Below are 12080 nucleotides of genomic sequence, written 5' to 3' on the forward strand. Positions count from 1 at the left end.
GCCTACAATAAAGTCCCAACTATCGCAGTTGCCAGAGATTGTTGGTTCGGGGCGCGTCGTTCATGGACGCGCCCTTTTTTCTTGCGCGCCGACCCTGTCGTTTTCCACTTTCACTAGCAGTCCTTCTCGTTGATGAACCACATCAGAAATTTTTCCATCATTGCGCACATCGACCATGGCAAGTCGACGCTGGCCGACCGCCTGATCCAGCGTTGCGGAGGCCTGGCTGACCGTGACATGGAAGCCCAGGTGCTGGACTCGATGGATATCGAGAAAGAGCGCGGCATCACCATCAAGGCGCAGACGGCTGCCCTGCAGTACAAGGCCAAGGATGGTCAGGTCTACAACCTCAACCTCATCGACACGCCCGGCCACGTGGACTTCTCGTACGAAGTCTCGCGTTCCCTGTCGGCCTGCGAGGGAGCGCTGCTGGTGGTGGACGCCTCTCAGGGCGTAGAGGCACAGACCGTGGCCAACTGCTATACCGCGCTGGATCTCGGCGTGGAAGTGACGGCCGTTCTCAACAAGATGGATCTGCCGCAGGCCGACCCCAACAACGCCAAGGCCGAGATCGAGGACGTCATCGGCATCGATGCCAGCGATGCCATTCCCTGCTCGGCCAAGACCGGCATGGGCATCGACGAGATCCTGGAGGCCGTGGTTGCCAAGGTGCCGCCGCCCAAGGGCAATCCCAATGGCCAACTGCGCGCCATGATCATCGACAGCTGGTTCGACACTTACGTGGGCGTCGTGATGCTGGTGCGCGTGGTCGATGGTGAACTCAAGCGTGGCGAGCGCTTCAAGATGATGGCTTCGGGCGCTGCCTACGAAGCCAACAACCTGGGCGTGTTCACTCCGGCCGACGTGCCGCGCGACGCGCTGCGCGCCGGCGAGGTGGGTTACATCATCGCCGGCATCAAGGAACTCAAGGCAGCCAAGGTGGGCGACACCATCACGCTGGAAAAGAAGCTTCCCAACAATCTGGGCCCTGCCACCGAGGCCCTGCCCGGCTTCAAGGAAATCAAGCCCCAGGTGTTCGCGGGTCTGTACCCCACCGAAGCCAGCGAATATGACCAGCTGCGCGATGCGCTGGAAAAGCTGCAGCTCAACGATTCGTCCCTGCAGTTCGAGCCTGAAGTCTCGCAGGCGCTGGGCTTCGGCTTTCGCTGCGGCTTCCTGGGCCTGCTGCACATGGAAATCGTGCAGGAGCGCCTGGAGCGCGAATTCGACCAGGATCTGATCACCACCGCGCCCAGCGTGGTCTACGAAGTGGTCAAGGGCGATGGCGAGGTCATCCAGGTCGAGAACCCGTCCAAGATGCCCGATGCCGGCCGTATCGAGGAGGTGCGCGAGCCCATCGTGACCGTGCACCTGTACATGCCGCAGGACTATGTGGGTCCGGTGATGACGCTGGCCAACCAGAAGCGCGGCGTGCAGATCAACATGCAGTACCACGGTCGCCAGGTGATGCTCACCTATGAGATGCCGCTGGGCGAGATCGTGCTGGACTTCTTCGACAAGCTCAAGTCGGTCTCGCGCGGCTATGCCTCCATGGACTACGAGTTCAAGGAGTACCGCGCCTCCGACGTGGTCAAGGTGGACATCCTGCTCAACGGCGAGAAGGTCGATGCGCTGTCCATCATCGTGCACCGCTCCCAGGCCACGTACCGCGGCCGGGCCGTGGTGGCCAAGATGCGCGAGATCATCAGCCGCCAGATGTTCGACGTGGCCATCCAGGCCGCCATCGGCGCCAACATCATTGCTCGGGAAACCGTCAAGGCCATGCGCAAGAACGTGCTGGCCAAGTGCTATGGCGGCGACATCACCCGCAAGCGCAAGCTGCTGGAGAAGCAAAAGGCCGGCAAGAAGCGCATGAAGCAGATCGGTTCGGTGGAAGTGCCTCAGGAGGCCTTCCTGGCCATCTTGCAAGTGGAGGATTGATGCAAGCCATGCAATGGATTACGGCCGTCGTGCTGGCGGCTTTCGTGGGCTATATCGGCGCCTGGTACACGGGCTTCATCGAGGGCAACTTCGCGTTGCTGCTGTTCCTGGCCACCGTGGTCACTGGCCTGTACTGGGTGGCCGAACGGCTGTATTTCCTGCCCCGCCGCCGCCGCGCCGCCGTGGCCATCGAGGAGGCTGCTGTGGCGCGCCGCGCAGAACTCGACCGCATGGGCATCGCCAAGACCGACATCGAGGTGTCGGAAGAGGCCAAGGGCCGCATCCTCATGCAGCCCTGGTGGCTTGACTGGACCGCGGGCCTGTTCCCCGTGATCGCCATCGTCTTTGTCCTGCGCTCGTTCCTGTTCGAGCCGTTCAAGATTCCCTCGGGCTCCATGATTCCCACGCTGCTCGTGGGCGACCTGATCCTGGTGAACAAGTTCACCTACGGCGTGCGCCTGCCGGTGATCAACACCAAGATCACCCAGGGCCAGCCGCTGCAGCGCGGCGATGTGGTGGTGTTCCGCTATCCTCCGCAACCCAGCCTGGACTACATCAAGCGCGTGGTGGGCCTGCCGGGTGACGAGATCTCCTATCTGAACAAGCGGCTGACGGTCAATGGCAAGGAAGTCCCGGTCAGCGAACTGCCGGACTTCTTCGACAAGGACGCGATGCGCTACTTCAAGCAGTACGAGGAGTCGCTGGGCGACAAGCCGCACCGCATGATCGTGAACCAGGACGTGCCCGCATTCATCCAGGGTGCCAGCGGCTTCGAGTTCCGCGAGAACTGCCGCTACAGCGTCGAAGGCATCACCTGCAAGGTGCCCGAGGGCCAGTACTTCATGATGGGAGACAACCGCGACAATTCGCTGGATTCCCGATACTGGGGCTTTGTGCCCGACAAGAACATCGTTGGCCGGGCCTTCTTCGTCTGGATGAACTTCGGGGATTTCAAGCGCATCGGCGGCTTCCATTGATCACATGCATGCCTGAGGGCCGGATACCCCCAGGCATGCGCGAGGGATTCACATCGGAGGAGGAAAAAGCATGTTGACATCGAACAACCGGCGTTCGCGCCAGCGCGGTCTGTCCTTTCTGGGACTGGTGTTTGTGATTGCCCTGGGCGTGGGTGTGGTGGCCGTGGGCGCACAATCCGTGCCGGTCTTCCTGGAGTACCAGGCCATCGTCAAGGCCGCCAACAAGGCGGCCCGCGAAGGCAATTCCGTGGCTGAAGTGAGGGCCAGCTTTGAGCGTTCCGCCGCCATCGATGACTTCACTTCCGTGAAGCCGGCTGACCTCGAAGTGACCAAAATCAACGACCGTGTGGTCGTTGGGTTCGAGTACTCACGCGAGATACATCTCGTGGGGCCCGCCTACCTGACCTATCGTTTTAAGAAGTAGACCCAATAGGTGCCACCCTTACTGAATGCGCTGCAGCTGAGGCTGCAGCATCAATTTGCCGAGCCTGCATTGCTGCAGCGTGCCGTCACGCACCGCAGTTTCTCGGCAGACAACAACGAGCGCCTGGAATTCCTCGGTGACTCGGTGCTGAATCTTGCCATTTCCAGCCTGCTCTACCAGCGGCTCAGTTCCATGCCCGAGGGCGATCTGTCCCGCGTGCGCGCCAACCTGGTCAAGGAAGGCACGCTGCACCAGATCGCGCTGAGGCTGCAGTTGCCCGATCTGCTGCGCCTGGGCGAAGGCGAATCCAAGTCGGGCGGCAAGCAACGCCCCTCCATCCTGGCCGATGCGGTCGAGGCCCTGATCGGCGCAGTGTATCTGGACGCCGGCTACGCTGCGGGCGAGAAGGTGGTACACCATCTCTTCGAGGGCGTGGACATCAACCCCCACATGCGCGCAGCCGAAAAGGATGCGAAGACGGCCCTGCAGGAATGGCTGCAGGGGCGGCGCATGAAGCTGCCGCAGTACGAAGTGGTTGCCACCACGGGCGCCGCCCATCGCCAGACCTTCGAGGTGGCCTGCGCGATTGCCGAGTTGCAACTGCAGGCCAGGGGAACGGGTGCCTCGCGCAGGGCCGCCGAGCAGACGGCTGCCACAGCCATGCTGGAACTATTGAAAGCAAGACACGCATGAACCAAGACAAACCCCCGGCGCCGGCACAGACCGCCGCCGAACTCGACGCCCTGCTGGCTGCGGCCAAGCCCGGCGCTGGCGCAGCTCGCACGGCATCCGCTGCTGATGACACCCCGACACCCGAGGTGCCGACCGGCCCGCAGCGCTGCGGCCTGATCGCCATCGTCGGCAAGCCCAATGTGGGCAAGTCCACGCTGATGAATGCGCTGGTGGGCCAGAAGATCAGCATCACCTCGCGCAAGGCGCAGACCACGCGCCACCGCATCACGGGCATTCGCACGCGCGCCGCGACGCAGTTCATCTTTGTCGATACGCCGGGTTTCCAGACCAAGCACAGCACGGCACTGAACAAGTCGCTCAACAAGACCGTGATGGGCGCCATCGGCGACGTGGACCTGATCCTGTTCGTCGTGGAAGCCGGCCAGTTCACGCTGGCCGATGCCAAGGTGCTGTCGCTGTTCAAGCCTGGCATCCCCACGCTGCTGATTGCCAACAAGCTGGACACCGTGGGCCGCCGTGCCGAGATCGCCCCCTGGCTCAAGGGCATGCAGGAGCGCCATCCGTTCGCCGAGTTCGTGCCCATGTCGGCCAAGAACAAGGGAGACATCGAGCGCCTGTTCGGCATCTGCGAGAAGTACCTGCCCGAGCAGGACTGGATGTACGCCGCCGACGAGCTGACCGACCGCAGCGAGAAGTTCCTCGCCTCGGAGACCGTGCGCGAGAAGCTGTTCCGATTCACGGGCGACGAGCTGCCCTACACCTCCACGGTGGTCATCGACAAGTTCGAGGAAGAGGCCAGCAAGCAGCACAAGCGTTTCATCCGCGTGGCGGCCACCATCGTGGTCGAGCGCGACGGCCACAAGGCCATGATCATCGGAGAGAAGGGCGAGCGCCTCAAGCGCATCAGCACCGAGGCGCGCCAGGAGCTGGAAAAGCTCATGGATGCCAAGGTCTTCCTCGAAGTCTGGGTCAAGGTCCGCTCCGGCTGGGCCGACGACGAAGCCCGCGTGCGTTCGTTCGGCTACGAGTGAGCACCCTTACCGCAAGGCCCTGCGTCCATGGCTAGCGCCAAGCGTGTCTCGGACGAGCCGGCCTTCGTCCTGCACAGCTACGACTGGAGCGAGTCCAGCCTGATCCTTGAGGTCTTCACGCGTCACCGGGGTCGCGTGGCGCTGGCGGCCAAGGGCGTCAAGCGGCCGACCTCGAACTTTCGCCCCGTGCTGCTGCCGCTGCAGCCGCTGAGCCTGAGCTACAGCCTGGGCGGCGAGGGCAATGGCGAGATCCATACCCTCAAGGGCGCAGAGTGGGTGGGCGGGCATGTCATGCCCCAGGGTGACGCCCTGCTGTCGGGCCTGTACCTCAACGAGCTGCTGATGCGCCTGCTGGCGCGCGACGATCCCTACGCGGCGCTGTTCGACATCTATGCCGGCGTGGTGCGCGTGCTGGCAGGCCAGCATGGCGATGCCATCGAGCCCGTGCTGCGCACCTTCGAGCTGCTGCTGCTGCGCGAACTGGGCCATCTGCCTGCCTTGAATGAGGAAAGCGCCACGCTGGCGCCGCTGGCCGAGGGGCGTCGCTATGCGCTGGTGGCCGAAGGCGGCCTGCGCCCGGCGCTGCAGGGCGAGCGCGCCGTGCTGGGCGCTGCGCAGTGGCAGGCCATTGAAAGCGCGCTGCAGGCACGGCAGGCCTTCAACGCCACACTGCATGTGGTGGCCCAGCCCGAGGCGGCGCTGGCCCTCAAGCCCCAACTGAGGGCCTTGCTGCAATACCATTGCGGCAGTCCCATGCTGCGCACCCGCCAGCTGATGATGGATCTGCAATCGCTATGAATCTTTCCCACGCTTCGCAGCGCACGGCGCTGTCGGTCAATGTCAACAAGGTTGCGCTGCTGCGCAACACGCGCCATCTGGGCATTCCCAGCGTGACGCGCGCCGCGCGCATCTGCCTGGAGGCCGGTGCCCAGGGCATCACCATCCATCCGCGTCCCGACCAGCGCCATATCCGCAGCGAAGATGTCTATGAACTGCATGCGCTGATGAAGCATTGGCCGCAGGCGGAGTTCAACATCGAGGGCAACCCGACGCAGAACCTGATGGACTTCATCCGGGCCACGCGCCCGCACCAGGCCACCTTCGTGCCCGACAGCGAGGACCAGTTCACCAGCGACCATGGCTGGAACTTCCCGCAGGATGCCGAGCGCCTGAAGCCGCTGATCGCCGAATGCCGCCAACTCGGCGTGCGCGTCAGCCTGTTCATGGACCCGGTTCCCGCACAGATGGCCGCTGCGCGGGCCGTGGGCGCCGACCGGGTCGAGCTGTACACCGAGCCCTATGCGGCCGCCTGGGGCACGGCAGACCAGGAAGTTCAACTGCAGGCCTACGCGGCGGCGGCCCAGGCTGCGCTGGACGCCGGGCTGGGCATCAATGCCGGCCATGACCTCAGCCGCGACAACCTGGCCGCCTTCGTGGCGCGCGTGCCGGGCCTGCTCGAAGTCTCCATCGGCCATGCGCTGATCGCCGACGCGCTGGAGCTGGGCTACGCCCAAACCGTGCGCGCCTACCAGCAGTGCATAGACCAGGGCATGGCGGCGCGCGCCTGAAGCTTTCGCGGAGCGAATCCATGATCTACGGCATCGGTACCGACATCTGCGACGTGCGCCGCATCCGCGCCAGCCTGGAGCGCCATGGCGACCGTTTCGCCGAGAAGGTGCTGGCCGAAGGCGAACTGTCCACCTGGCGAGCCCGCCGCGCGCGCTGGCCCGAGCGCGGCATCCGCTTCGTCGCCACGCGCTTTTCCGCCAAGGAGGCCTTTTCCAAGGCCATAGGCATGGGCATGGTCATGCCCATGACCTGGCGCAGCTGCGAGGTCGTCAAGCTGCCCAGTGGCCAGCCAGCCATCGTGCTGCACGGCGCGCTCAAGGAATGGTTCGAGGCACGGAACCTGCAGGTGCACCTGTCCGTGACCGACGAGAGCGACTACGCGGCCAGCTTCTGCGTGGTCGAGCGCCGCGCCTGACACCCGGCCGGCGCAGCGCTGGCTTTTTTGACTCCACAGGATTCATAGCATGACCGAGCACGCACCCCTGATCATCGACATCGCCGGCAAGGCGCTCACCGACGCGGACCGCCGGCGCCTGGCGCATCCGCTGGTCGGCGGCATCATCCTCTTCGCCCGCAACTGGGAAAGCCGCGAGCAACTGGTGCAGCTGTGCGCCGATATCAAGGGCGTCAAAGCCGACCTGCTGATCTGCGTGGACCACGAGGGCGGGCGCGTGCAGCGTTTTCGTGCCGACGGATTCACGCATCTGCCGCCCATGCGCGCCTTCGGCCAGATGTGGATGGACGACGGCAAGGGCAGCAAGCAGCGCGAAGGCAGCGGCGCCCTGGCTGCCATGAACGCCGCCACGGCGGCCGGCTACGTGCTGGGCACCGAACTGCGCGCCTGCGGCGTGGATTTCAGCTTCACCCCGGTGCTGGACCTTGACTACGGTGCCAGCAGCGTCATCGGCGACCGCAGCTTCCACCGCGACCCGCGCGTGGTGGCGGCGCTGGCCCGCAGCCTCATGCACGGCCTGCTGCAGGCCGGCATGGGCAACTGCGGCAAACACTTTCCCGGCCACGGCTTCGTCAAGGCCGACTCGCATGTGGACATTCCGGTCGATGGCCGCAGCCTCACCGCCATCCTGGGCGAGGACGCCGCGCCCTATCCCTGGCTGTCCAGCGTGCTCACGGCCGTGATGCCGGCCCATGTGATCTACCCCAAGGTCGACAGGCGCCCGGCCGGTTTTTCCGCCAAGTGGCTCAAGGACATCCTGCGCAGCCGCCTGCGCTACGACGGCGCCATCTTCAGCGATGACCTGAGCATGGAGGGCGCGCGCCGCATCGACGGGCAACTCATCGGCTACACCGACGCAGCCCTGGCCGCGCTGGAGGCCGGCTGCGACATGGTGCTGCTGTGCAACCAGAGCCTGGGCCTGGGCGAGCATGTGGACGAGCTGCTGGCCGGCATGGAGGCCGCGCAGCGCAGTGGCCGCTGGCAGCCCGATGCCGACAGCGAATCGCGCCGCCTGGCCCTGCTGCCGGAGACCGTGCCCCAGCCCTGGGACGACCTCATGCGCCAGCCGGCCTACCTCCAGGCGCTGGACCTGCTGCCTTGATGGATTGACGAGCGCAGCGGCTGGCCGGCTGAGGCCTGGCGGGCTTTGCAAAGGCTGTGCGGGCCATGGAGGACGCGCACGCCAAGTGTTTTCACAGGAGAGTTTTCCCATGCGCGTTGGCGTGCTGACCGGAGGTGGCGACTGCCCCGGCCTGAATGCGGTGATCCGTGCGGTCACCAAGTCCCTGATCAACCACGGCCAGTGCGAGGTGCTGGGCATTGCCGACGGCTTCGAGGGCCTGATGCTCGACCCGCCCGGCGTCAAGCCCCTGGGCTGGGACGAGGTCTCGGGCATCCTGCATGTGGGCGGCACCATCCTGGGCACCAGCAACAGCGCCAATCCCCTGCGCGATGAGGCCACGCTGGAGCATGTGGGCCGAAATGTCCGGGCGCTGGGACTGGACGTGGTGGTGGCCATCGGCGGCGACGGCACCATGAGCCTGGCGCATGGCCTGGCCGAACAGGTGGGGCTGACCTGCGTGGGCGTGCCCAAGACCATCGACAACGACATTGCCAACTGCGAGCGCAGCTTTGGTTTCGACACCGCCGTGGCCACGGCCACCGAGGCGCTGCGCCGCATCGAGAGCACAGCCAACAGCCACCACCGCGTGATGATCGTCGAGACCATGGGGCGCCATGCCGGATGGCTGGCGCTGGAGGCCGGCATTGCCGGTGCGGCCGACGTCATCCTGCTGCCCGAGATCGACTACGACCTGCAGGCCATCGTGGATTTTTGCCGCATGCGCGAGCAGCGCCAGCGCTACACCATCATCTGCATCGGCGAGGGCGCCAAGGAAAGCGGCGCCAGCCTCACGGTGCGTGAGCGCATAGAGCAAAGCCCGGACCCCGTACGCCTGGGCGGCGTCGGCCATGTGCTGCGCGAGCGCCTGCAGCCCCATCTCAGGAGCGAGGTGCGCACCACGGTGCTGGGCCATGTGCAACGCGGCGGCGACCCCACTCCCTTTGACCGCGTGCTGGCCACCCAGTACGGCCACCATGCGGCGCAACTGGTGCTGTCGGGGCGCTTCGGCCGCATGGTCACGCTGCAGGGTGGCGAAATCGGCAGCGTGGAAATCTCCCGCGTGGCCAACACCCAGCGCACCGTGCCCCTGGACCACGGCCTGCTCACCATGGCGCGCGACATAGGCATTTGCCTGGGCGAGCTCCGCAAGCCTGCTGCGTCGCCGGCCGCCGCTGGCCGCCACTGAGCCCGCCATGCGGCAACAGGGGCGCATCACCGGCTGGAAGGACGAGCAGGGCTTCGGCTTCATCGAGCCCGATGGCGGCGGGGCGCCGGTCTTTGTGCACATCAAGTCCTTCACCGACCGCCGCCGCAGGCCCGAGGGCGGCGAGCGCGTCAGCTACGTACCCGGCCGCAACGCCCAGGGGAAATGGCGCGCCCAGGATGTCGCCTTCATTGGCGAGTCCAGTAGCAGCCATCCGCAGCCTGCGCGGCGACGCCGTGCCGGCATGTCCTCGCGGCCTCAGTCAACTGTGCGAGGCCAGGTGGCAGTGGGGCTGGCCGCTGCCTTCTTCTGCGTGCTGATGGCCGTTGCCTGGATTGGCCGCATGCCCTGGGCACTGGTCGGCCTGTATGCGGCGGCAAGCCTTGTGACCTTCATGGTCTACGGATTCGACAAGTCCGCCGCCGTGCACGACCGCTGGCGTACCAGCGAAGGCCGCCTGCACCTGCTGGCGCTGCTGGGCGGCTGGCCTGGCGCGCTGCTCGCGCAAGGGCTGCTGCGGCACAAGTCCAGCAAGGCCTCGTTCCAGTTGGTATTCTGGATCACCGTGGGGATCAACTGCGGCCTGCTGGCCTGGCTGCTGTCACCGGCGGGTGCGCCGTTGCGGGCTCTGGCACCCGGCATCTTCTGAAGACCCAAGGAGCAGGCGATGACCCAGGCTGGACCAGGGGCCGAAATGCCCAGCGCAAACGATGCATCGCTGCAGACCTGGCAGGCATCTTGGCAGCATGCCTGGTCCGCACTGGGCGCCAGCGCGCCGCAGCCTGTGCTGGCCGAGCTGCTGCAAAGCTACAGCGAGCCCCAGCGCCACTACCACACGCTGCAGCATCTGGGCGAGGCCATGGGCCTGCTGCAGCCGGCGCTGGGCCTGGCCGCGCACCCCGGCGAGGTGGCGCTGGCGCTGTGGTTCCATGATGCCGTCTACGAAACCCAGGCCAAGGACAACGAGGCGCGCAGCGCCGACTGGGCCGTGGCCGTGGTGCGCGGGCAGGGCCTGCCGGCGGAGGTGGCCGGGCGCGTGCACGGCCTGATCATGGCGACCTGTCACGCTGCACAGCCGTCCGGGATCGACGCCCAACTGCTGGTGGATGCCGACCTGGGCATTCTCGCGGCCGACCCTCTGCGGTTTGCCGAGTACGAGGTACAGGTGCGGGCCGAGTACGAATGGGTGCCCTTGCCGCTGTACCGCGCCAGGCGCCGCGAGGTGTTGCTGGGCTTCATGCAGCGCGAGGCCATCTACTGCACCGACTGGTTCCGGCAACGGCTGGAGGCACGGGCGCGGTGCAACCTCGCGCAGGCGCTGGGTTTGTAGGCGGCGCCTGTGTCGGCATCCTATGATCGGGGGCTGCTGCGGGCCGTGCAGGCCTGCCTCCCTCTCTTTCTTATCTTGCCCAGGCTCTGCCTGGCTCACCGGACGCGCAGATGACCACCCTTGGAACCCCTTACTCCCCCCATGCCACCAAAGTCATGCTGCTGGGCAGCGGCGAACTCGGCAAGGAAGTGCTGATCGCGCTGCAGCGCCTGGGCGTGGAAACCATTGCCGTGGACCGTTACGAGAACGCGCCCGGTCAGCAGGTGGCCCACCACGCACGCACCATCACCATGAGCGATCCGGCCCAGCTCAAGGCCTTGATCGAGGCCGAGAAACCCGGCCTGGTCGTGCCCGAGATCGAGGCCATTGCCACGCCCATGCTCGAAGAGCTGGAAGCGGCAGGCGTGGTCACCGTGATCCCCACGGCCCGCGCCGCGCGCCTGACCATGGACCGCGAAGGCATTCGCCGCCTGGCCGCCGAGACGCTGGGCCTGGCCACCAGCCCTTACCGCTTCTGTGATTCGCAGCAGGAACTGCAGGCTGCCATCGACGGCACGGATGGCCAGCCCGCCATCGGCTTTCCCTGCGTGGTCAAGCCCGTGATGAGCAGCTCGGGCAAGGGCCAGAGCAAGCTGGACGGCCCGGACGACGTGGCCAAGGCCTGGGACTACGCCATGGCCGGCGGCCGCGTGAGCCATGGCCGTGTGATCGTCGAAGGCTTCATCGACTTCGACTACGAAATCACCCAGCTCACGGTGCGCGCCAAGGGTGCGGACGGCCAGGTGCAGACGCATTTCTGCGATCCCATCGGCCACATCCAGCAGTCCGGCGACTATGTGGAAAGCTGGCAGCCCCATCCCATGCACCCGGCGGCGCTGCAGAAGTCGCGCGACATCGCCAAGGCGGTGACCGACGACCTGGGCGGCCTGGGCCTGTTTGGCGTGGAGCTGTTCGTCAAGGGCGAGCAGGTCTGGTTCAGCGAAGTCTCGCCACGCCCGCACGACACGGGGCTGGTCACGCTGGCCACGCAGTGGCAAAGCGAGTTCGAGCTGCATGCGCGCGCCATCCTGGGCCTGCCCGTGGATGCCTCGCTGCGCAATCCCGGCGCCAGCGCCGTGATCTATGGCGGGCAGGATGCCGAAGGCCTGGTGTTCGACGGCGTGGACGAGGCCCTGGCCGTGCCGGGCACGGACCTGCGCCTGTTTGGCAAGCCAGAGAGCTTCGTCAAGCGCCGCATGGGCGTGGCCCTGGCGCGCGCCCAGGATGTGGAGCAGGCGCGCACCAACGCCAAGCTGGCCGCCAGCAAGGTCCGGCCGCGCAAGCCCTGAGGCGCT

Annotated in this window: 13 protein-coding genes; all 13 read left to right on the forward strand. The window is 66.1% G+C overall.

From position 1 onward, the window contains the following. Positions 1 to 132 precede the first annotated feature (132 nt). The 13 genes from lepA (at position 133) to purT (ending at position 12074) form a co-directional block, all read left to right on the forward strand. Positions 133 to 1941: a translation elongation factor 4 gene (gene lepA, locus HFGMBDPB_RS04125; protein ID WP_212644969.1), complete on the forward strand. Its 1809-nt coding sequence runs from the start codon at positions 133 to 135 to the stop codon at positions 1939 to 1941. Continuing rightward, positions 1941 to 2918: a signal peptidase I gene (gene lepB, locus HFGMBDPB_RS04130; RefSeq protein WP_016451178.1), complete on the forward strand. Its 978-nt coding sequence runs from the start codon at positions 1941 to 1943 to the stop codon at positions 2916 to 2918. Before lepA ends, lepB begins: the two co-directional genes overlap by 1 nt. Positions 2919 to 2988: 70 nt before the next feature. Next, on the forward strand, positions 2989 to 3342 hold the full coding sequence (locus tag HFGMBDPB_RS04135; protein WP_212644970.1) for a DUF4845 domain-containing protein: 354 nt from the start codon (positions 2989 to 2991) through the stop codon (positions 3340 to 3342). A gap of 9 nt (positions 3343 to 3351) precedes the next feature. Then, entirely contained in the window at positions 3352 to 4035 is a 684-nt protein-coding gene (gene rnc, locus HFGMBDPB_RS04140) for a ribonuclease III (protein WP_012207060.1), read from the forward strand. Beyond that, entirely contained in the window at positions 4032 to 5066 is a 1035-nt protein-coding gene (gene era / locus HFGMBDPB_RS04145) for a GTPase Era (RefSeq protein ID WP_034363812.1), read from the forward strand. Before rnc ends, era begins: the two co-directional genes overlap by 4 nt. 27 nt (positions 5067 to 5093) lie before the next feature. Then, a complete protein-coding gene (gene recO, locus HFGMBDPB_RS04150; protein WP_016451180.1) occupies positions 5094 to 5864 on the forward strand; it encodes a DNA repair protein RecO in 771 nt (256 codons plus the stop codon). Further along, complete coding sequence (locus HFGMBDPB_RS04155) at positions 5861 to 6634, forward strand: pyridoxine 5'-phosphate synthase (RefSeq protein ID WP_047471146.1); 774 nt, start codon at positions 5861 to 5863, stop codon at positions 6632 to 6634. Before recO ends, HFGMBDPB_RS04155 begins: the two co-directional genes overlap by 4 nt. A 20-nt stretch (positions 6635 to 6654) precedes the next feature. Next, positions 6655 to 7050, forward strand: coding sequence for a holo-ACP synthase (gene acpS, locus HFGMBDPB_RS04160; RefSeq protein ID WP_016447783.1), 396 nt, complete (start codon positions 6655 to 6657; stop codon positions 7048 to 7050). A gap of 49 nt (positions 7051 to 7099) precedes the next feature. Further along, complete coding sequence (gene nagZ / locus HFGMBDPB_RS04165; protein WP_016447782.1) at positions 7100 to 8191, forward strand: beta-N-acetylhexosaminidase; 1092 nt, start codon at positions 7100 to 7102, stop codon at positions 8189 to 8191. Between the two features lie 109 nt (positions 8192 to 8300). Continuing rightward, positions 8301 to 9398, forward strand: a complete 1098-nt coding sequence (locus HFGMBDPB_RS04170) for a 6-phosphofructokinase (RefSeq protein ID WP_212644971.1) — start codon at positions 8301 to 8303, stop codon at positions 9396 to 9398. Between the two features lie 7 nt (positions 9399 to 9405). Next, entirely contained in the window at positions 9406 to 10065 is a 660-nt protein-coding gene (locus HFGMBDPB_RS04175) for a DUF1294 domain-containing protein (RefSeq protein WP_212644972.1), read from the forward strand. A gap of 18 nt (positions 10066 to 10083) precedes the next feature. Continuing rightward, positions 10084 to 10746 carry an HD domain-containing protein gene (locus HFGMBDPB_RS04180; RefSeq protein ID WP_074921055.1) on the forward strand — a complete coding sequence of 221 codons (663 nt, stop codon included), beginning with the start codon at positions 10084 to 10086 and terminating at the stop codon, positions 10744 to 10746. Positions 10747 to 10856: 110 nt separating this feature from the next. Next, a complete protein-coding gene (purT, locus tag HFGMBDPB_RS04185; RefSeq protein WP_046239857.1) occupies positions 10857 to 12074 on the forward strand; it encodes a formate-dependent phosphoribosylglycinamide formyltransferase in 1218 nt (405 codons plus the stop codon). The last annotated feature ends 6 nt before the right edge of the window (positions 12075 to 12080 follow it).

The organism is Delftia sp. PE138 (assembly GCF_018320755.1).
GTDB classification, from domain to species: Bacteria; Pseudomonadota; Gammaproteobacteria; order Burkholderiales; family Burkholderiaceae_C; genus Comamonas; species Comamonas tsuruhatensis.

Coding starts and splice junctions, on each gene's coding strand:
- recO (WP_016451180.1), top strand. CDS start 5,094: ATGGCTAGCGCCAAGCGTGTCTCGGACGAGCCGGCCTTCGTCCTGCAC.
- HFGMBDPB_RS04175 (WP_212644972.1), top strand. CDS start 9,406: ATGCGGCAACAGGGGCGCATCACCGGCTGGAAGGACGAGCAGGGCTTC.
- HFGMBDPB_RS04180 (WP_074921055.1), top strand. CDS start 10,084: ATGACCCAGGCTGGACCAGGGGCCGAAATGCCCAGCGCAAACGATGCA.
- HFGMBDPB_RS04135 (WP_212644970.1), top strand. CDS start 2,989: ATGTTGACATCGAACAACCGGCGTTCGCGCCAGCGCGGTCTGTCCTTT.
- acpS (WP_016447783.1), top strand. CDS start 6,655: ATGATCTACGGCATCGGTACCGACATCTGCGACGTGCGCCGCATCCGC.
- lepB (WP_016451178.1), top strand. CDS start 1,941: ATGCAAGCCATGCAATGGATTACGGCCGTCGTGCTGGCGGCTTTCGTG.
- HFGMBDPB_RS04170 (WP_212644971.1), top strand. CDS start 8,301: ATGCGCGTTGGCGTGCTGACCGGAGGTGGCGACTGCCCCGGCCTGAAT.
- lepA (WP_212644969.1), top strand. CDS start 133: ATGAACCACATCAGAAATTTTTCCATCATTGCGCACATCGACCATGGC.
- HFGMBDPB_RS04155 (WP_047471146.1), top strand. CDS start 5,861: ATGAATCTTTCCCACGCTTCGCAGCGCACGGCGCTGTCGGTCAATGTC.
- nagZ (WP_016447782.1), top strand. CDS start 7,100: ATGACCGAGCACGCACCCCTGATCATCGACATCGCCGGCAAGGCGCTC.
- era (WP_034363812.1), top strand. CDS start 4,032: ATGAACCAAGACAAACCCCCGGCGCCGGCACAGACCGCCGCCGAACTC.
- purT (WP_046239857.1), top strand. CDS start 10,857: ATGACCACCCTTGGAACCCCTTACTCCCCCCATGCCACCAAAGTCATG.